At 71.7% G+C, this 18,987-nt stretch carries 13 protein-coding genes, 1 pseudogene and 1 riboswitch; of the genes and pseudogenes, 6 read left to right on the top strand and 8 right to left on the bottom strand.

Annotated elements, in window-relative coordinates; all coding sequences use genetic code 11:
• Positions 1-3: 3 nt before the first annotated feature.
• Positions 4-1,176, bottom strand: a complete 1,173-nt coding sequence (sucC, locus tag ACTRO_RS29990) for an ADP-forming succinate--CoA ligase subunit beta (RefSeq protein WP_034268457.1) — start codon at positions 1,174-1,176, stop codon at positions 4-6.
• Between the two features lie 245 nt (positions 1,177-1,421).
• Positions 1,422-1,838 carry a coenzyme B12-dependent isobutyryl CoA mutase small subunit gene (icmB, locus tag ACTRO_RS29985; RefSeq protein ID WP_034277326.1) on the bottom strand — a complete coding sequence of 139 codons (417 nt, stop codon included), beginning with the start codon at positions 1,836-1,838 and terminating at the stop codon, positions 1,422-1,424.
• Between the two features lie 302 nt (positions 1,839-2,140).
• Between icmB and ACTRO_RS29980 the strand changes: the two genes are divergently transcribed.
• The 4 genes from ACTRO_RS29980 to ACTRO_RS29965 all read left to right on the top strand — a co-directional run bounded on the left by ACTRO_RS29980 (position 2,141) and on the right by ACTRO_RS29965 (position 5,717).
• Positions 2,141-2,899, top strand: coding sequence for an ABC transporter ATP-binding protein (locus tag ACTRO_RS29980; RefSeq protein ID WP_034277324.1), 759 nt, complete (start codon positions 2,141-2,143; stop codon positions 2,897-2,899).
• 64 nt (positions 2,900-2,963) lie between these two features.
• Positions 2,964-3,797 (top strand): ABC transporter permease, encoded by an 834-nt coding sequence (locus ACTRO_RS29975; protein ID WP_051451603.1) that lies wholly within the window; start codon positions 2,964-2,966, stop codon positions 3,795-3,797.
• Between the two features lie 25 nt (positions 3,798-3,822).
• Positions 3,823-5,064, top strand: coding sequence for a sensor histidine kinase (locus ACTRO_RS29970; protein ID WP_051451602.1), 1,242 nt, complete (start codon positions 3,823-3,825; stop codon positions 5,062-5,064).
• Between the two features lie 5 nt (positions 5,065-5,069).
• Positions 5,070-5,717: a LuxR C-terminal-related transcriptional regulator gene (locus ACTRO_RS29965; RefSeq protein WP_034268451.1), complete on the top strand. Its 648-nt coding sequence runs from the start codon at positions 5,070-5,072 to the stop codon at positions 5,715-5,717.
• A gap of 37 nt (positions 5,718-5,754) precedes the next feature.
• Here the strand turns inward: ACTRO_RS29965 and pcrA are convergent, their stop codons facing one another.
• The gene (pcrA, locus tag ACTRO_RS29960) at positions 5,755-8,229 is read right to left on the bottom strand and encodes a DNA helicase PcrA (protein WP_051451601.1); all 2,475 of its coding nucleotides are present in this window, start codon (positions 8,227-8,229) and stop codon (positions 5,755-5,757) included.
• Between the two features lie 417 nt (positions 8,230-8,646).
• Positions 8,647-8,811, top strand: a riboswitch (cyclic di-AMP (ydaO/yuaA leader).
• A gap of 5 nt (positions 8,812-8,816) precedes the next feature.
• On the opposite strand from pcrA, the gene ACTRO_RS29955 reads away from it, so the two are divergent.
• Complete coding sequence (locus ACTRO_RS29955; RefSeq protein WP_034268448.1) at positions 8,817-9,833, top strand: C40 family peptidase; 1,017 nt, start codon at positions 8,817-8,819, stop codon at positions 9,831-9,833.
• Positions 9,834-10,146: 313 nt separating this feature from the next.
• Here the strand turns inward: ACTRO_RS29955 and ACTRO_RS29950 are convergent, their stop codons facing one another.
• Positions 10,147-14,004: an ABC transporter ATP-binding protein gene (locus ACTRO_RS29950; protein WP_245594527.1), complete on the bottom strand. Its 3,858-nt coding sequence runs from the start codon at positions 14,002-14,004 to the stop codon at positions 10,147-10,149.
• Between the two features lie 133 nt (positions 14,005-14,137).
• Here ACTRO_RS29950 and ACTRO_RS29945 point away from each other — a divergent pair, with 133 nt between their 5' ends.
• A complete protein-coding gene (locus tag ACTRO_RS29945; protein WP_034268446.1) occupies positions 14,138-15,349 on the top strand; it encodes a hypothetical protein in 1,212 nt (403 codons plus the stop codon).
• A gap of 48 nt (positions 15,350-15,397) precedes the next feature.
• On the opposite strand, the gene ACTRO_RS29940 is transcribed toward ACTRO_RS29945, so the two are convergent.
• From ACTRO_RS29940 to ACTRO_RS29925, 4 genes and pseudogenes are all read right to left on the bottom strand, one after another.
• Complete coding sequence (locus tag ACTRO_RS29940) at positions 15,398-16,189, bottom strand: alpha/beta fold hydrolase (protein ID WP_034268444.1); 792 nt, start codon at positions 16,187-16,189, stop codon at positions 15,398-15,400.
• A gap of 68 nt (positions 16,190-16,257) precedes the next feature.
• Positions 16,258-16,719 (bottom strand): annotated as a pseudogene (locus ACTRO_RS29935) (DUF4097 family beta strand repeat-containing protein); the annotation flags it as partial.
• Between the two features lie 202 nt (positions 16,720-16,921).
• Positions 16,922-17,656 carry a LuxR C-terminal-related transcriptional regulator gene (locus ACTRO_RS29930; protein WP_051451600.1) on the bottom strand — a complete coding sequence of 245 codons (735 nt, stop codon included), beginning with the start codon at positions 17,654-17,656 and terminating at the stop codon, positions 16,922-16,924.
• Complete coding sequence (locus ACTRO_RS29925; RefSeq protein ID WP_084317187.1) at positions 17,637-18,911, bottom strand: ATP-binding protein; 1,275 nt, start codon at positions 18,909-18,911, stop codon at positions 17,637-17,639. Before ACTRO_RS29925 ends, ACTRO_RS29930 begins: the two co-directional genes overlap by 20 nt.
• Positions 18,912-18,987 lie beyond the last annotated feature (76 nt).

Here is an 18,987-nt window from a genome sequence, read left to right as displayed (position 1 = left end):
TCTTTACTTCGCGGCCAGCTCGGCGGCACGGGCGGCGGCGCCGTCCATGGTGTCGACCTGCTCCAGGCCCGACAGGGCGGCCTCGGTCAGGATCTTGCGGCCGAGCTCGGCGTTGTTGCCGTCGAGCCGGACCACCAGCGGCTTGGTCACGGCCTCGCCGCGGCCCTGCAGCAGCGCGAAGGCCTGCACGATGCCGTTGGCGACCGCGTCGCACGCGGTGATGCCGCCGAACACGTTCACGAACACCGACTTGACGTCGGTGTCGCCCAGGATGATCTCCAGGCCGTTGGCCATCACCTCGGCCGAGGCGCCGCCGCCGATGTCCAGGAAGTTGGCCGGCTTCACGCCGCCGTGCGCCTCGCCCGCGTAGGCCACCACGTCCAGGGTGGACATGACCAGGCCGGCGCCGTTTCCGATGATGCCGACCTCGCCCTCGAGCTTGACGTAGTTGAGGTGCTTCTCCTTGGCCTTGGCCTCCAGCGGGTCGGCCGCGGCCTTGTCCTCGAGCTCGGCGTGCTCCGGCTGGCGGAAGTCGGCGTTGCCGTCCAGCGAGACCTTGCCGTCGAGCGCGACGATCTCGCCGGTCGTGGTCTTGACCAGCGGGTTGACCTCGACCAGCAGCGCGTCTTCCTTGACGAAGACGTCCCACAGCTTCACCAGCACGTCGGCGACCTGCTCGGCCACCTCGGCCGGGAAGTTCGCGGCGGCCACGATCTCGGCGGCCTTGGCCGGGGTGACGCCGACGGTCGCGTCCACGGCGACCTTCGCCAGCGCCTCGGGCTTGCTGACCGCGATCTCCTCGATCTCCATACCGCCCTCGACCGAGGCCATGGCCAGGAAGGTGCGGTTGGACCGGTCGAGCAGGAACGAGACGTAGTACTCGCTCTCGATGGAGGCGGTCTGAGCCAGCATCAGCCGGCGCACCACGTGCCCCTTGATGTCGAGGCCGAGGATCTGCTCGGCCTTCGCCTTGGCGTCGGCGGGGCCGTCGGCCACCTTCACGCCGCCGGCCTTGCCGCGTCCACCGGTCTTGACCTGGGCCTTGACGACCACCTTGCCGCCGAGCTCGGCAGCCGCCGCCTCGGCCTCCGCCGGAGTGTCGGCGATCTTCGCCGAGAGCACCGGTACGCCGTGCTTGGCGAAGAGGTCCCTCGCCTGGTATTCGAAAAGATCCACGCTCGTCCGTCCTCAATGACGTGCTGCGGCTCGGGGCACTGGGGTCCCCGTCCTGGACTAGATGCTGATTCGAGGTTATCCCGTCCGGGTTACCGGGAAGGAACGCCGCTGGTGTGAGCTACGCCGCTCAAGGCGCGAGACGGGGCCCGACCCGTCCCGCGGCGCGGGCCCGATGCGCTGCGCGCGCGGTCACGTCCGATAATCGTTCGGATCCCGAGTGAGGCCCCCCGAGCGGCGGCGGCCCGCTAGCGCAGGTTCGCGTAAGCCCAGTCGACGATCTCCTGGGTCGGGGTGCCGGGGGTGAACACGGCCGCGATGCCCGCCTGACGCAGAGCCTGGATATCGGCCTCGGGGATGATCCCGCCGACGAAGACCTTGATGTCCGCGGCGTCCTTCTCCCTGAGCAGCTCGACCACGCGCGGGCACAGCGTCATGTGCGCGCCGGAGAGGATGGACATGCCGATGCCGTCCGCGTCCTCCTGGATCGCGGTGGCCACGATCTGCTCGGGCATCTGGTGCAGGCCGGTGTAGACGACCTCGACGCCCGCATCACGCAGCGCCCGCGCCACCACCTTCGCGCCGCGGTCGTGCCCGTCCAGGCCCGGCTTGGCGATGACGACGCGGATGGGGGCGGTGTTCGTCGAATCGGATGCAGCGCTCATGACCACTCCTTTGTGATCTCGGCCGATGGAACGCCCTTGCGCTCGACACTTTCGACCGGACGGTTCGAAGACTAACCGAGGGCGGGTCCGCTGACTGCCCACGGCCGGGCGAAGGGCGTGTGATGTCGGGCACGGGCGCCGGGCGCTTGGTGGTGCTGGCACCACCAAGGACTCGGGGGGCCGCGCCATCGCGGCGGACCGGTGCCGGACGGCAGCCTTGAGATATGACCACGACGGATGTTGCGAACTTCGCCGACACGGTGATCACCGTGACGACCACGGCCGGGTCCGGCGCCCCGGCGATCGAAGCACGCGGGCTGACGAAGTCCTACGGCGGGCGCAAGGCCGTGGACGGGCTCAGCTTCTCGGTGCGCGCGGGCCGGGTCACCGGCTTCCTCGGCCCCAACGGCGCGGGCAAGTCCACCACGATGCGGCTGCTGCTCGGGCTGGAGCGGCCGGAGTCGGGCGAGGCGCTGATCGAGGGCCGGCCGTACGCCGACCTGATCGCGCCGATGACCCGGGTCGGCGCGCTGCTCGACGCGAAGGCCTTCCACAAGGGCCGTAGCGCCCGCGCCCACCTGCTCGCGCTGGCCCGGTCGCAGGCGCTGCCCGACGGTCGGGTGGAGGAGGTGCTCGACCTCGTCGGCCTGGGCTCGGCGGCCGGGAAGCGGGCCGGCGCCTTCTCCCTCGGCATGTCCCAGCGCCTGGGCATCGCCGCGGCACTGCTCGGCGACCCGGCCATCGTGCTGCTCGACGAGCCGGTCAACGGCCTGGACCCGGAGGGCATCCTCTGGATCAGAAACCTGATGAAGCGGCTGGCGGCCGAGGGCCGGGCGGTGCTGGTCTCCTCGCACCTGATGAACGAGATGGCCGTCACCGCCGACCACCTGCTGGTGATCGGCCAGGGCCGGCTGCTGGCCGACTGCGCCACCGCCGAGTTCATCGAGCGGCACACCGACCCGGCCGTGTACGCGGCCACCCCGGACGTGGCCAAGCCCGCGCTGCTCGAGGAGGCGTTCATGCGCCTGACCGCGGGCGCCGTCCAGTACGCGGCCCGCTGAGCCGTCCCGCAGCGCCGAACCGCCCGAGATGCCTGCCCGCTTTCAGATGACGAGGGGAACGTCGATGAGCACCGCCACCCTGCTCCGCACCCAGGCCGCCGTACGTCCGACGCACCGGCCCGACTTCACCGACCTGGTCCGCTGCGAATGGACCAAACTCAGGTCCCTGCGTTCGACCTGGTGGTCGCTCGGCGCGATGATCGTGGTCAGCCTGGCCTTCACCATCGCCGCCACCGCGGTCTACACGCACGACTACCCGCACCTCGACGCCGCCACCCAGACCCAGTTCCGCACCGACACGGTCGGGCTGATCCTGCAGCCCGCGGCCCAGTTCGCACAGCTCGCGGTGTGCGTGCTCGGGGTGCTGCTGATCGCCTCCGAGTTCTCCACCGGCATGATCCGGGCCACGATGCTGGCCACGCCCCGGCGCACGCCCGCGCTGCTGGCCAAGGCGGCCACCTTCGCCGGCCTGGTGTTCGCGCTGGCCGAGGTGGTCGCGATCTCCTGCTTCCTGATCGGCTCGCGGATCGTGCGCGCGCACTCCGTGGTCTCGATCACCGACCCGACCTCGATCCGCGCGGTGCTGGCCTTCGGCCTCTATATGGCGCTGATCGGCCTCGTCGCGCTCTCCATCGGCACCCTGCTGCGGCACCCGGCCGCGGGCGTCAGCCTGGTGCTGGGCATGCAGTTCGTGCTGGCGGGCGTGCTCTCGCTCATCCCCGGCACGGTCGGCAAGCACCTGGCCGGCGCCATGCCGAGCGGCACGGACGTGATGATGGGCAGCGGCCACAACGCGAGCGACGTCTACACCCCGGCGCAGGGCCTGTGCCTGCTGCTCGGGTGGGTCGCCCTGCTCGGCGGGGCCGCGCTGTTCTCGCTCAAGCGACGTGACGTCTGACATGCGGATGCGCGAGAATCCAGCAGTGAAATCCGTCTGGCGCATGCTGCGCGCACCGTTCACCGCGCGGTCCGGACGGGCGTTCGTGTACTGCTTCTGCCAGCCGTTCCTGACCGCGGGCTCGATCGTGGTGGTCGCCGTGGCCATCGCGCTCTCGCTGGCCGGCGCCGGAATCCCGGCCCTGGTGCTGCTCCCGCCGGTCCTCGGCTTCGCCCGGTTGAGCGGTGGCGGCTTCCGGGCGACGGCCAACGGACTGCTCGACGCGAACATCGCGGCCCCGGTCCGGGCGCCGCGCCGGCCGGGCTTCCTCGGCTTCATCGTGCGCCACTTCGCCGAACCGATCGCCTGGCGGTCGATCGCGCACATGGCCCTCAAGCCGCTGTTGCTGATCCTGGAGTTCCTGTTCGGAGTCGGCTTCCGGCTGCTGCTGCCGATGACCGTCAGCGGCTATTTCCAACCCGGGGGTCAGCACGCGTCGCAGGTCAAGTTCATGATCTTCGCGGCTGTGCTGTTCTGGGCCGCGCCGAGCCTGACCGAGCTGCTCCTGCAGCTCGACGTCCTGCTGATGCGGCGGCTGCTCGGCCCCACCGAGGACTCGCTGCGGATCAGGGAGCTGGAGCAGACCCGGTCGCACGCGATCAACGAGGCGTCGGCGACGCTGCGCCGGATCGAGCGCGACCTGCACGACGGCGCCCAGGCCAGGCTGGTGGCGCTCGGCATCCGGCTGGGCCGGGCGGAGCGGCTGTTGGAGAAGGGCCGGACCGAGGCCGGCCTCGAGCTGCTGCGCGAGTCGCGGGCCGAGACGAAGCAGGTCATCGGGGACCTGCGCGACCTGGTCCGCGGCATCCACCCGCCCGCACTCGACTCGGGGCTCGAGCCGGCGCTGACCACGCTCGCCGCGCTCACCCCGATACCGACGACGGTCCGCACGGCCCTGCCGGTCCGGCTTTCCTCAGCCGCCGAGACGATGCTCTACTTCGCCGCCGCCGAGTTGCTGACCAACGCCGGCAAGCACAGCGGCGCGAACTCGGTGGCGATCAGCGTGTTCGGCGACTCGCACGGCTCGGCCCGCCTCGTCGTCACCGACGACGGCCGCGGCGGGGCGAACGCGCAGGGCGAGGGCTCGGGTCTGCGCGGCTTGAGCGAGCGGGTGCGCGGACTGGACGGACACGTGTCGGTCACCAGCCCCCTGGGCGGTCCGACCACGGTCATGGTGGAGCTGCCGGCGCAAGACGTGTCGGACGCGGTACCGGAGATGAGGCGCTGAGAATCATGCGGATCGTGGTGGCGGAGGACTCGCCGATCCTGCGGGCCGGGCTCGTCGGCCTGCTCGAGGACGAGGGGCACGAGGTGGTCGCGGCGGTGCCCGACGCCGGGGCGTTGCGCGACGCCGTGGTCGAGCACGAGCCGGACGTGGTGGTCTCCGACATCCGGATGCCGCCCACGCACACCGACGAGGGTCTGCGCGCGGCGATCGAACTGCGGGCCGCGCATCCGGGACTGCGGATCCTGATCTTCTCGCAGTACGTCGAGACCCAGTACGCGAGTCGTCTGCTGGCCGGGAATTCGGCCGGCGTCGGCTATCTGCTCAAGGAGCGGGTGATGGACACCAAGGACTTCATGGACGCGCTCGAGCGGGTGGCGGCCGGCGGCACCGCGCTGGACCCGGAGGTGGTCACCCAGCTGTTCGGCGCGAGCCAGCGCCGGCGCACCGTCGACGCGCTCACTCCGCGCGAGCGGGAGGTGCTCGGGCTGATGGCCGAGGGCCGCTCGAACGCGGCCATCGCGGCCGCGCTGTTCGTCTCCGAGCGCGCGGTGGAGAAGCACGTGGCCAGCATCTTCAGCAAGCTCGAGTTGCCGGTCTCCGGCACGGACCATCGCCGGGTCCTGGCCGTGCTGCGCTACCTGGGCATCGAGTAGCGGCCGCAGCACCGGGCGGCGGCCCGCCTCCGCGCTGCTACAGCTTCGTCAGCGGCGCGAAGGCCAGCACCAGCTTCCGGACGCCCTCGGAGCCGAAGTCGACGGTGGCGTGCTCGCCGGTGCGGCCCTCGACCGCGACCACGGTGCCGAGGCCGTAGGTGTCGTGCACGACGCGGTCGCCGGCGGCGACCGAGATGGGCTCGCGCCCGCCCGCGCCGAGGGACTTGAAGCCGGGCCTGCGGAACTTGGCCGCGGACGCGGTCAGCGCCGGGGTCTGGGTGCCGAAGGCGGTCGAGGACGGGGCCGGGGCCTCGCGCTCCCAGTTGATCAGCTCCGCGGGCACCTCCTCGACGAAGCGCGACTGCGGGTTGTACGACGGGGCACCCCAGGCCGAGCGCAGCACCGCGCGGGAGAAGTACAGCCGCTGGCGGGCGCGGGTGATGCCGACGTAGGCCAGCCGCCGCTCCTCCTCCAGCTCCTGCACGTTGCCCAGCGCCCGGGTGTGCGGGAAGACGCCCTCCTCGAGGCCGGTGAGGAAGACCACCGGGAACTCCAGGCCCTTGGCCGTGTGCAGTGTCATCAGGGTGATCATGCCCTCGCCGCCGTCGGGCAGCTGGTCCGCGTCGGCGACCAGGGCCACCCGCTCGAGGAAGCCGGTGACGCCCTCGGAGCCTTCGGTGCCCTCGTACTCGTGCGCGACCGCGACCAGCTCCTGCAGGTTCTCGGCCCGGCTCTCGTCCTGCGGGTCGGTGGACTCCTGCAGCTCGGAGAGGTATCCGGTGCGCTCCAGGATCGCCTCGAGCACCTCGGACGGCCCGACTCCCTCGGCCACCTTCTCGCGCAGGTCGGCCATCAGCGCGGCGAAGCCCTGCACCGCCTTGAGCGAGCGGGCGGCGAGGCCGTACGCCTCGGCCGCGCGGTCCACGGCCGCACCGAAGGAGATGCGCTCGCGGGTGGCCAGCGCGTCCAGCATCGCCTCGGCCCGGTCGCCGATGCCGCGCTTGGGCACGTTGATCACGCGCTTGAGCGAGACCGAGTCGTCCGGGTTCACCAGGGCCCTGAGGTAGGCCAGGACGTCCTTGACCTCCTTGCGCTCGTAGAAGCGCACGCCGCCGACCACGCGGTAGGGCAGGCCGACCCGGATGAAGCACTCCTCGAACGCACGCGACTGCGCGTTGGTGCGGTAGAACACGGCCACGTCGCCCGGCTTGGCCAGGCTCTCGTCGGTGAGCCGGTCCACCTCGTTGGCCACGAACGCGGCCTCGTCGTGCTCGCTGTCGGCGACGTAGCCGACGATCGACTCGCCCTGGCCCGAGTCGGTCCACAGGTTCTTCGGCTTGCGGCCCCGGTTGCGCTCGATCACCGCGTTCGCGGCGGACAGGATGGTCTGGGTGGAGCGGTAGTTCTGCTCGAGCAGGATGGTCTTGGCGTCCGGGTAGTCCGCCTCGAACTCGAGGATGTTGCGGATGGTGGCGCCGCGGAAGGCGTAGATCGACTGGTCCGCGTCACCCACCACGCACAGCTCGGCCGGCGGCACGGCCTCGCCCTCGGCCGCCTCCCGGCGGCCGGGCGCGGCCTTGGACCTGCCGACGAGCTCGCGCACCAGCACGTACTGCGCGTGGTTGGTGTCCTGATACTCGTCCACGAGCACGTGCCGGAACCGGCGCCGGTAGCTCTCGGCCACCGCCGGGAAGGCCTGGAACAGGTTGACCGTGGTCATGATCAGGTCGTCGAAGTCCAGCGCGCGCGAGGCGATCAGCCGGTTCTGGTAGCTGCCGTACACCTCGGCGATCAGCGCCTCGCGCTCCGACTCGGCTCCGTCGCGGGCCGACTCGTGGTCGATCAGCTCGTTCTTGAGCGCGGAGACCGCGGCGAGCAGGCCGCGCGGCGGGTGCCGCTTGACGTCGAGGTCGAGGTCCCGGGCCACCTGGGCCATCAGCCGGCGCGAGTCGTCCGCGTCGTAGATGGTGAAGGACGAGGGCAGGCCCAGGTGCTCGTGCTCGCGGCGCAGGATGCGCACGCAGGCCGAGTGGAAGGTGGAGACCCACATCATCCGGGCGCGCGGGCCGATCAGCGCCTCGACCCGCTCGCGCATCTCCGCGGCGGCCTTGTTGGTGAAGGTGATGGCCAGGACCTCGCCGGGGTGCACGCCGCGCTCGCCGAGCAGGTAGGCGATGCGGTGGGTGAGCACCCGGGTCTTGCCCGAACCGGCGCCGGCCACGATCAGCAGCGGGCTTCCCGCGTGCTCGACCGCCTCGCGCTGGGACGGGTTGAGGCCCTCGAGCAGCTCCTGCGGATCGCGCCCGCCGGACGGGCGGTTCGGGGCCGGCGCGGCGGCGGGCGGCGGGGCGGCCGGGCGCTCGGGCGCGGGCGCTTCGCCCGGCTCGTCCCGGCCGGACGGCTCCCGGTCCTGGTGGAGGCGGCTGAGGCCGGGCAGCACCGACTCGACCCGCCGCCGCACCGGGGCGGGGGGCTTGGGCAGATCGAACAGGGGGATCTCGTAGCCGCTCATCGCTCTAAGAGTGTAGGCCCGTCCACCGACAGCGGTGGCCGCCGCCGGGGTTCTCCGGCATGATCGGAGCCCTCAGGTTTGCCGACAATACGTCGATAAAATCTTCTCCGGCCGCCTCGACGGCAGGATCCTGCGACACTTGTCCGTTTTTCCGCGATTGCCGCCCGGGCAAACCGGACTATCGACGCCAGAACCCGACGATTCACCGTCGATCGACTCTGCCGTTATGTCCCGGTTTGGCGCGCCCGCGCGGCAAAAGGAAGTTAAAGAGCCGATGAGAAAAAGCGTGGCGCCCGGCCGGAATCGCTAGAGTCCCACACCAGATGTCCGCCCCACGCGGAGTCGCCAGACACCCGGCGGACATCCGCGCCGAATCCATCGGCGACGACCCGAACCCCGGCCGAGCGATCGGCCGAGCGGCCCGGGGCGCCGCTCGGAGCCGGGGACCCAACCGTCCCATCGGGGTGAATCGCCGCGCCTGATCCGAAGAGCCCTCACCGGCTCGCCGGCCAGGGCAAGGCGTAGGGCGAACTTTCCCGTCCGAACCCGTCAGCTAACTCGGCAGGCGCCCAGGGAAGAGGACACGCATGCCGTCGTCTCACCGTGCTCCCAAGCTCGCGGTACGCCGGACCACCTCGGCCGTCGCCATCGCCGGCGTCGCCGCCGGATCCGTTCTGCTGATGCAGGGCAGCGCGCACGCCGAGACCACTCAGCAGGCGCTGGCCGACTACCACAAGAAGAACGCCGACGCCGAAGCGGCCACCGAGCAGTACAACGCCGCCACCGGCCAGGTCGCCCAGCTGCAGCAGAAGATCAACGCGCTGCAGAGCGAGATCTCCACGGACGACCAGAAGGCCTCCACGCTCGAGGCCGCGATGGGACGCCAGGCCGCGCAGCAGTACCGCGACTCCGGCTTGTCCGACTCGCTCAAGGCCGTGCTCGACGACAGCCCGGACAGCTACCTCAACGCCGCCCTGGCCGGCAACCAGATCACCGCGCAGGAGGCCCAGCAGCTCAAGGAGCTGGCCGCGGCCAAGTCCCAGATCGCGGCGGACACCAAGCTCGCGCAGAGCGCCCTGGCCCAGCAGCAGCAGCTGGTCACCCAGCGCGCGGCCGCCAAGACCAAGGCCCTGCAGGACGCCGCGTCGGCGAAGTCGCTCTACAACAGCCTCAACGCCTCCCAGCAGCAGGCGATCAACCGGGCCAACTCGGGCGCGACCAACGTCGTCATCACCGACGTCGCCCCGGACGCGCGCGCCGCCGCCGCGGTCGCCTACGCGAAGTCCAAGCTCGGCGACGAATACGTGTACGCGGCCACCGGCCCCACCACCTTCGACTGCTCCGGGCTGACGCTGGAGTCCTGGAAGGCGGCCGGAGTCTCGCTGCCGCGCACCGCGGCCCAGCAGTACGACGGCATACAGCACGTCTCCCGCTCCAGCCTCGAGCCCGGCGACCTCGTCTTCTACAACTACGGCGAGGGCATCACGCACGTGGCCATCTACGTGGGCAACGACATGGTCATACACGCCCCGCACACCGGCACGGTGGTGCAGTACGGCCAGATCGACAACGTCGGTCCGGTCGCCGGCTACGGCCGTCCTTAGCCAACCCCTAGGCAAGCGCCGATAGCGGCGCTACGGTGTCGCTCGCCTGTACGGCAAGCGGCGCCGGCGAAACAGGCAACCCGACCTGGCGGCGTTCTCTCCCCCCTCCCCCTTGCGAGGACGCTGCCCACCGACGCCCGGGTCGTTCTCGCAGGTCCGCCGCGACTCTCCCCCCTCCGCGCGACGGGCCCGCACCCACCGAGAACGACCCGGGCGTTCTTCTTGCCTTCGGCCGCCTTCACTTCGGCGCATCCGGATACGCGAAAAGCGTGCTTCCGCCGGGCGGAAGCACGCTTTTCGCGCGTCAGGCGCGTCAGACCTCCGCCTGGACCGTCTCCTGGTCCGTCGAGGCGTGCATGAAGGAGTTCCACAGCCGGGCGTAGGCGCCGTCGGCGGCGAGCAGGCCGTCGTGGGTGCCGTCCTCGACCACCTGGCCGCCCTCCAGCACCAGGATCCGGTCGGCCCGGGCCGCCGTGGTCAGGCGGTGCGCGACGACCAGGGTGGTGCGGGAGCGGGAGACCTCGTCCATGGCGCGGGTGACCGCGGCCTCGCTGGCCAGGTCGAGCGACGCGGTGGCCTCGTCCAGCAGCAGGATGTCCGGGTCCACCAGGTAGGCCCGGGCCAGCGCGAGCAGCTGGCGCTGGCCGGCCGACAGGCTGCGGCCGCGCTCACCGACCTGGTGCAGGTAGCCGTCGGAGAGCCGGGCCACCATCTCGTGCGCGCCGACGGCGCGGGCGGCCGCCTCGATCTCGGCGTCCGAGGCCTCCGGCCGGCCGTACGCGATGGCCTCGGCCACCGTGCCCGGGAACAGGTACGCCTCCTGCGGCACCACGCCCAGCCGGTTGCGGTAGCCGCTCAGGTCGTACCCGCGCAGGTCCACCCCGTCCACCAGCACCGCGCCGGCGGTCGGGTCGTAGAACCGGGCCACCATCTTCACCAGCGTGGACTTGCCCGCGCCGGTCTCCCCGACCAGGGCGACGGTCGTGCCCGGGTCGATCACCACGTTGACGCCCGCGCCGTCGGCGCCGCCGAGGGCCGGCTTCGCGTCGGCGGTGTAGCCGAAGCGCAGGTCCTTGAACTCGATCAGCCCGGTCAGGCCGCTGACCTGCTTGGGCCTCTCGGCCACCGGGGTGTTGGTCCGGGTGTGAAGCAGTTCCCTGATGCGGCGCAGGCCGACGGCGGCCTGCTGGTAGCTGTCGAAGACCTGGGACAGGCTCTGCACCGGCGCGAAGAACATGTCGACGTAGAGCAGGTAGGCGATCAGCGCGCCCGCGGAGAGCACGCCGGTGTGGATCAGGTGCGCGCCGTAGGCGATCGCGAAGGCCGCGGTCAGGTCCGCGAGCAGCTGCACGAACGGGAAGTAGGTGGCGATGTAGCGCTGCGCGCGCAGCCGGGACCGGCGGTAGGCGTCGGTCTTGCCGGCGTAGCGGTCGCGGTTGACCCCCTCTCGCCGGAACGCCTGGGTCACGCGCATGCCCGCGACGTTCTCCTGCAGGTCGGCGTTGACCGCGCTGATCCGGTCGCGCGCCTCGTTGTAGGCCTGGGAGGAGCGGCGCTTGAAGATGATGGTGGCCACCAGCAGCACCGGCATGACCGCGAAGACGACCAGCGACATCCGCCAGTCGACCACCACCAGCGCGCCGGCGATGCCGACGAAGGTGAGCACCGAGACGACCGCGGTGGACACGCCGTTCTGCAGGAAGGAGGAGAGCGCGTCGATGTCCGTGGTCATCCGCGTCATCAACCGGCCTCCCATCTCCTTCTCGTAGTAGTCAAGGCCGAGCCGCTGCAGGTGCGCGAAGGTCTTCATCCGCAGCGTGTAGAGCAGCCGCTCGCCGGTGCGCCCGGTGATCCTGGTCTGCACCGACTCGATCACCCAGTCGGCGAGCACGACCGCGAGCCCGATCCCGGCCATGGCCAGCAGCACGTGGAACGCGGCGCCCTCGATGCCCCTGTCCACGGCGGTGCGCAGCAGCGCCGGGATGGTCAGGCTGGCCAGCGCGTCGGCCGCCTCGAGGACGAGCCCGAAGACGAGCAGCGCCAGGAACGGCCGCAGCAGCCGGCTGAGCGAGAACCCGTAGTCCTCGCGGGTCGCCTCGCCCCTGTCCACCCGCGGCCGGTCGTCGGCCGGGGGCAGCGCGTCGACCCGGGCGAGCAGTTCCGGGGTGGCCGGCACGGCGCTGATCATGCCGCGTCCGCCGCCGAAGCCGCCGCCTCCGCCGGTGGGCACCCGGTTGGCCGCGGCGGCCGCGGCGGCGGCGGAACTGCGCGCGGCGGGCAGCTTCGAGCGGTCCCACAGCGACGGGGTGACGCCGTTGATCTGCTCGAGCGCGTTGTCCACCGGCAGCTCGCCGGCGTCCACGCCCTCGGCGTCGTCGCCCGGGCCGGACAGCAGCAGCCGGTAGAGGGCGCAGTCGCGCTCCAGCTCCTCGGCGGTGCCGACGGCGACGAGCTTTCCCTTGTCCAGCACCGCGATCCGGTCGGCCAGCTGCAGGGTGGAGCGGCGGTGCGCGATCAGCAGCGTCGTGCGATCGCGCATCACCCGGTGAAGCGTGGCGTGGATCTCGGCCTCGGTGGCCGCGTCCACGGCCGAGGTGGCGTCGTCGAGCAGCAGGATCTGCGGGTCGGTCAGCAGCGCGCGGGCCAGGGCGACGCGCTGGCGCTGGCCGCCGGAGAGGGTCAGGCCCTGCTCGCCGACGACCGTGTCATAGCCCTGCGGCAGTTCCTCGATGAACCTCTCCGCCTCGGCCGCGCGGGCGGCGGCGCGCACCTGCTCCTCGGTCGCGTGGGGCGCGCCGTAGGCGATGTTCGCGCGCACGCTGTCGGAGAAGAGGAAGGCCTCCTCCATCACCAGGCCGATGGAGCCGCGCACCGACTCGGTGGTGACCTCGCGCAGGTCGTGCCCGCCGATCCGGACGGCGCCGCCCTGCGGGTCGTAGAACCGGGGCAGCAGCATGGCCAGGGTGGACTTGCCGGAGCCGGAGGTGCCGATCACGGCCATGGTCTCACCGTGCCGCACGGTCAGGTCGAAGCCGCGCAGCACCGGCTGGGAGGCCAGGTAGCCGAAGGTGACGTCGGCGAACTCCACGTCCAGCGCCTCGCGCTCGAGGTCGGGCGCGCCGGGCTGGTCGGTGATGTCCGGCTTGGAGTCGATCACCTCGAACACCCGCACGGCGCTGGCGCGCACCTGCTGGCCGAAGGTGATCAGGGTGGAGAGCATCCGGACCGGGCCGACGAACGAGGCCAGGTAGCTGGAGAAGGCGAAGAAGGTGCCGATGCTGATCTCGCCGTGCAGCGCCATCCAGCCGCCGAAGGCGAGGATGCCGAGCTGGCCGAGGGTGGGGATGGCGCTGAGGGTGGGGTTGTACCGCGCGGTCAGCCGGACCGAGCGCAGGCGGGCGCCGAACAGGGTGCTCGCGGCCCGGTCGAGCTTGTCGACCTCCTGCGCCTCCTGGCCGAAGCCCTTGACCACGCGCACGCCGGTGACCGCGGCCTCGACCACCCCGGCCAGCGCGCCGGTCTTCTGCTGGGCGTCCCAGGTGGCCGGGAACAGCTTGCGCCGGGCGAGCGTGTTGACCGCGAGCAGCAGCGGGGCCACGGCCAGGCCGACCAGGGTGAGCTCGGGCGAGAGGAAGAGCATCGCGATCAGCGAGCTGACGAAGAGCAGGATGGTGCCGGCCAGCATCGGGCCCATGCCGATCAGCTGGGAGACCATGCCGATGTCGGAGGAGGAGCGGGAGACGATCTGCCCGGTCTCCAGGCTGTCCTGGCCGCGCCCGTCGAGCCGGCTGAGCGAGTCGAACACGTCCCGGCGCAGGTCGGTCTGCACCTCGATGCCGATGGCGCCGCCGAGATAGCGGCGGGTGCGCGAGACGAGGAAGTTGAGCAGGGCTATGCCGATCAGGGCGCAGGCCCAGGGCAGCACCGGCTGGTTCCCGTGCAGGATGACGCCGTCGATGATGGTGCGCTGCACCAGCGGCACCACGACGCCGATGCCGGCGATGGCTATGGAACAGCCCGAGGCGATCAGGACGAGCTTGCGGTAGTGCACGACGTAGCCGAGCAGGCGCCGCAGCCAGCCGTCGCCCCCGTCGCCGGCCCGGTCCCCGCCCGCCTTCGCCCCGCCGGGATCTATGCCGCCGCGGCCGTCCGTTTCCGTACTCTTCGCCACACTGCTCCCCTTCAGGTTCGTTTCAGCCACCCCAGCATAAGTGAGCCTACCTCACCAACGCCACCCGCTCCGGCTCCCGGCTACAATCTGGTCTCAGCTTGACGGCATCGTGGTCAGCCGAAGATGGGACGTCGTGCACACCGAAGCCTGCTCCGCAGTCGACGAGATCCACCTGCTCACCGAGCGCCCCGACGAGCCGAATCTGCACTATGTGGAGGCGGCTCTGGCCGGAAAGCTCGAGATGCCCCGACTGCGCGCGGCGGTCTCCGCGGTGCTCGAGGCCGAGCCCTCCGCCCGCGCGAGAATCGCCACCACCTCCCCCTTGCGCCTGTGGTCCCAGTGGGCCGTGCCCGACCGCGCCGAGACCGACCCTGTAGTGGAACGTACCGTCGCCGGGCGCCGCGAGCTCGGCGACGCGCGGGAGGAGATTTTCGCCGCCACCCTGCCCATGCGTACGGGACCGCTCTTCCGCCTGCACGTCATGCCCCAGGGCCGCATCACGAATCTGATTCTGGCGGCCCACCACGCCCGGTTCGACGCGTTCGCGACGATGGGTCTGCTCCAGGCGATAGCGTCGGCGTACTCGGGCGGCCCGCCGCACGCCCCCGCGCCCCCGGTGCGCCCCTCCTCGGCCGGCGCCGCCCGGCCGCCGCGCTCGCAGGGCCCGCCGCTGCGGATCGAGCCCGGCCGCACCGCGCAGGACGAGGGCGCGCCCACCACCGGCTACCGGTTCCGGCACGTGGCGATGGACCTGCGCGACCTGACCAACGCCGCGTCGTACTACGCCGAGGCCACCGAGGAGGACGCGCTGCTGACGGAGGTGGCGCGGGCGATCTTCGAGTGGAACGCCTCACTCGGCAAGGCCTGGGGCCAGGTGCGGGTGACCGTCCCGATCGACCACCGCGGCCCCGAGGAGAAGCACCTGAGCCTGGGCAACCGGGCCGGTTACGGCACCGTGGTGCTGGACCTGACCGAGGTGGCCGGAAACCCGCTGGCGTCGGTGTCCGCGCAGACCAAGCACCTGCGCCGGGAGGCGGCCGAGGCGGACCGGGTCGCCCGGGCCTTCGCCGAGCCGTGGGCCCCCTTCGGTGTGCGCAAAGCCCTGAAACGCCCGGCCGACCGGCGCACCGCCTCGCGGGTGGACACCACGATGCTGGCCCACGTCGGCAGCGCCCCGCCGCTGTGGTTCGGGGCCGTGCGCACCGGCGCGCTGTGGTACGCCCCGCCCGCCCCGCTGCCCATGGGACTCGCGGTGGGCGCCGTGCACTACGGCAACCGCATGCATCTGACCCTCCGTTACCGCCGCTCGCTGTTCACCACGCCGCCGTTCTGGGGACGCGGCTGAGCCCCGGCCGCGGGCGGTCGGGGCTCCGAGCGGGCTCTTGCCGTGTCCTCACTGTCCGGCGACCTCCCGGACCGCCGCGGCGATCGCCGGGAACTCCTTGCGCAGGATCGCGCCGTGGTTGCTCTCGACCTTCGCGCTGATCCGGATGTTGCCGTTGCCCGCGGTCGCCGCCTCGAGCCCGGACCGGATCTGCTCCTGCTCGTCGCCGCGGCTGCCGAAGGACGTGCCGGAGGCGACCACGTACCGGGTCGGCACGCTGATGCGGTCCAGCACCGGGCCGAGCTCGCTCGCCCGGGAGAGCCGGCCGAGCTCGATGTTCGACTCGGCCTGCTCGGCCGCGGTCATCCGCGGCGTGATGCCGGTCGGGCGCAGCAGCGGGGTGAACCAGCCGATCCGCCGGAACAGCTTGCGGATCCGCGCCTCCATCGCCTCGTCCAGCCAGTCGTACGGGAAGGCCCCGTCGACCAGCACCGCGCCGAGGGTGCGCGCCGGGTTGCGCTCGGCCCAGTGCGCCGCCACGACCGCGCCGTAGGACCAGCCCACCAGCACGGCCCGCTCCACGCCCCGGGCCGCGAGCACCGCGTCGACGTCGCGGACCGCGGCCTCGAAGGAGTAGTCCGCCGAGCGCCCCGACTTCCGGCCGCGCGCCCGCTCGTCGAAGGTGATGTGCCGCCAGTCGCCGCCCAGATCGGCGATGACCCGCCGCCAGTAGCCCTGGGTGGCGAACTGGCCGTTGAGGTAGAGCACCGGGATGCCGGGGCCGCCGCCGTCGGTGACCGCCAGGGAGGTGTCGTCCACCGGCACCAGGCCGGACCAGGAGGCGTGCTCGCCGTTCGTCATCTCTTCCACCTTCTCCTCAGTCAGGGTTCTTATCAGCAGAATGCTGTTTCCCGGCCGGATCAGCGACCGATCCGGATCTCGCCGCGCGCGGTGCTGATCTCGGCCGCCCCGGAGAGCCGGCCGACCTCGACGTCGCCGTCGACGGCGGTGATGCGGGCGCTCGCGGCCTCGTCGATCTTGATCTGCCGGTAGGCGCCCGAGAAGGCCACGTCGCCGAGCCGTCCGACGCAGCGCAGCTCCGAGCAGGCGGCCTTGCCCTGGACACCGGACCCGGCCGGCAGCTGGACGGTGACCTCCACCGACCCGGGACCGAAGAGCTGGTTCTTGGCCTTGGCGGCCTCGATCCGCAGCACGCCGTCCGCGTAGGCGACGGTGGTGCGCGCGGCGGTCTGCACATCGCGGCCCTTGGCCGGGTCGGCCGGCCGCACCTCGACGATGGTGTCCCCGCGGTCCGCGGCGACGAATCGCACCCGTCCGGCCGGGATCTGCAGCACGGCGAGGATCGGGGCGGGGGTCTCGAACTTCTGCATGAGGATCTCCGGTTGCTTCGATGTTGTTTCCGACAACAGAAACGCTACGTTGCTTTTCATGATCCGGCAACTAGTTCGTTGCACAGTGGAGTCATCCATACAGCTCATACTGCATAAATCATTGCAACCGGAGAAGAATCAATGCAACGAAGACTGCTGCGACCGTTGCAATAGAATGAAGCTGAACGCTACTGGAGCGCGGCTACAGGCGCCGGTCGTTGGCCCAGCGCGAGAGCTCGTAGCGGTTCGAGAGCTGGAGCTTGCGCAGCACCGAGGAGACGTGCGTCTCCACGGTCTTGATCGAGATGACGAGCTCGCGCGCGATCTCCTTGTAGGCGTAGCCGCGCGCGATCAGCCGGAGCACCTCGCGCTCGCGGGCGGTCAGCCGGTCGAGTTCTTCGTCCACCGACGCGGGCGCGGGGGCGGCGCCGGAGAACGCATCGAGGACGAAGCCGGCGAGCTTCGGTGAGAACACGGCGTCGCCGTCGGCCACGCGCCGGATCGCGTCCACCAGGTCCGCACCGGAGATCGACTTCGTCACGTAGCCGCGGGCGCCGGCCCGGATGACGCCGATGACGTCCTCGGCCGTGTCGGAGACCGAGAGCGCGAGGAAGCGGGTATCAGGGGCCTGCCCCACGCCGGCTCCGCCGCTCCCGCTGCCGCCGCGGGCGAGGCAGCGTCGCAGCACCTCGATGCCGCCGCCGCCGGGAAGGTGGACGTCGAGCAGGACGACTTCGGGGCGCACCTGCGCGATCACGGCCACCGCGCTCGGCGCGTCCGGCGCCTCGCCCACCACTTCGACCACGCCGCTGCCGGCCTCGTCGAGTTCGGCCCGCACACCGGTGCGGAACAGCTTGTGATCGTCCACCAGTACCACGCGGATCGCGCGCGAGGCGGCGTCGTGCCGCGCCACCGCCTCAGCCGTACTCGGGTTCACCGCGTTCTCCACTGTGGACTTCTTCTTCCTGCTCGGGTTCCACTGACTCGCCGCGCCGCGCGCCGGCCGTCGCCCGGCGCGCGGTCAGCCGCACTTCGGTGCCTTCGCCGGGCGCGGTGCGGATCTCGGCCTTGCCGCCGTGCCGGCGCATCCGGCCGAGGATGGATTCGCGCACGCCCATCCGGTCCGGCGCCACCCCGTCGAGGTCGAAGCCCTGGCCGCGGTCCTTGACGAACACCTCGACCCGGTCCTCCGCCACCTCCGCGTACACGGATATCGCCGCCTCGGCGGCGTATTTCGCCGCATTGACCATAGCCTCCCGCGACGCGGCGACGCACGCCTCGAGCTGGGCGTCCACGGCCGCGTCGCCCACGGTGACCAGGTCCAGGCGCACGCCGTGGCGGTCCTCCACCTCGGCGGCCGCGCCGCGCAGAGCCTCGGCGAAGCTCTCCGCCGCCGTCTTGCGCTCGCCGTAGAGCCAGTCGCGCAGCTCGCGCTCCTGCGCCCGGGCCAGCCGCGCCACCTGGCCGGGATCGTCGTGGTGGCGCTGGATCAGGGTCAGCGTGTGCAGCACCGAGTCGTGCATCATCGCCGCCACCTCGGCCCGCTCCTGGGACCGGGCCCGCTCGGTCCGCTCCTGGGCCAGGTCCCGCAGGACCCTGAGGAAGAACGGCAGGCCGATCAGTCCCGCGCCCACCAGCAGCGCGAGCGCCGCCAGCAGCGTCCGGCCCGCCTCGGTCCAGCTCGTGTGCGTCTTCGTCAACGCCAGCAGGCCGCCGAGCGCCACCGCGGCGCCGAGGCCGGAGCGGGCCAGGTGGTTGCCGCGCGACATCCAGCGCGAGTCCGACTCGGTGTCCGCGCGCTGGGCGTCGTCGGCCTGGCGCCACAGCACCGCCAAGCCCAGGCCGACCGCGATCAGCGGCAGGATCGTGTGCCAGTCCCGCGGGATCTGGATCGGCGACAGCCCGAAGAGCACCAGCAGGCCGACGCCGAACATGATCAGCAGCAGTTTGCGCACGCCCGGACGCGGCGCGGCGTGCTCGGACTGCGGTATCGGGCGCAGCGGCACCAGCAGCCAGAACAGCCCGTAGGCGAACGCGCCGAGCCCGCCGATCCAGGTGTACTCCAGGAAGAGCGCGCGCAGCAGCCACACGCTGACGCCCAGGTGCACGGCGAGGCCGCGGGCGATTCCGCCGGCCAGGCGGCCGCGGGCGGACCGGCACAGGCGGGGGGTGTCCTCGGGCAGGGGTGGCATCACCGTCACATGGTCACACGCCTTGTGCCCGGCGGTCATCGGGGGCCGACCCCGAGACCTACCCTGAGATCCGGGG

Origin of the sequence: Actinospica robiniae DSM 44927, from assembly GCF_000504285.1 — a bacterium.
Taxonomy (GTDB): domain Bacteria; phylum Actinomycetota; class Actinomycetes; order Streptomycetales; family Catenulisporaceae; genus Actinospica; species Actinospica robiniae.
Note: the sequence above shows the minus strand (reverse complement) of the source record. Positions and strands in the feature narration are given on the sequence as shown.

Coding starts and splice junctions, on each gene's coding strand:
- ACTRO_RS29940 (WP_034268444.1), bottom strand. CDS start 16,189: ATGACGAACGGCGAGCACGCCTCCTGGTCCGGCCTGGTGCCGGTGGAC.
- pcrA (WP_051451601.1), bottom strand. CDS start 8,229: ATGAGCGGCTACGAGATCCCCCTGTTCGATCTGCCCAAGCCCCCCGCC.
- ACTRO_RS29975 (WP_051451603.1), top strand. CDS start 2,964: ATGAGCACCGCCACCCTGCTCCGCACCCAGGCCGCCGTACGTCCGACG.
- ACTRO_RS29955 (WP_034268448.1), top strand. CDS start 8,817: ATGCCGTCGTCTCACCGTGCTCCCAAGCTCGCGGTACGCCGGACCACC.
- icmB (WP_034277326.1), bottom strand. CDS start 1,838: ATGAGCGCTGCATCCGATTCGACGAACACCGCCCCCATCCGCGTCGTC.
- ACTRO_RS29925 (WP_084317187.1), bottom strand. CDS start 18,911: ATGCCACCCCTGCCCGAGGACACCCCCCGCCTGTGCCGGTCCGCCCGC.
- ACTRO_RS29965 (WP_034268451.1), top strand. CDS start 5,070: ATGCGGATCGTGGTGGCGGAGGACTCGCCGATCCTGCGGGCCGGGCTC.